Genomic DNA, 420 nt, shown 5'->3' with positions numbered 1-420 from the left:
GCCCGGACGAGGTCGCGGGTGGCCTCCTCGCCGACGCCGATGGGGGCGAGCGGGGTGCGGGCGAGCCAGGCGTCGACGGTGGCGTCGTCGGCCCACGCGACGTTGACGAGGCCGAGCGGCGGCGCGAACGGGAACCGGTCGCCGACCAGGTCGCGCTGGTCGGCGGGCCCGATGGGGCCGATCCGGTCGACCACGACCAAGTGCTCCTGGTGCACGGACACCAGGACGCACGGCATGCCGACGCGGTCGTACAGCCGGGCCATGTGCGGCCGGACGACGTCGAGCGATGCGAGGCCGGTTTCGGCGGCCCAGCCGAGGCGCAGGAGGGCCGGGCCGAGGCCGTACGTCTTGGCGTCGTCGCGGGTCGCGAAGCCCGCGTCGGTCAGCACGCCGAGGATGCCCAGGCAGGTCGCCTTGGTC

The 420-nt window shown here is 75.5% G+C and carries 1 protein-coding gene; it reads right to left on the bottom strand.

All coding sequences use genetic code 11. The features are described from left to right. On the bottom strand, positions 1 to 420 hold a 420-nt coding region (locus tag AC1DSF_RS31005), incomplete at both ends, for an IclR family transcriptional regulator (protein ID WP_478184144.1).

Source organism: Variovorax sp. 01N429 (assembly GCF_056399425.1).
This window is presented reverse-complemented; position numbering and strand designations above follow the sequence as displayed.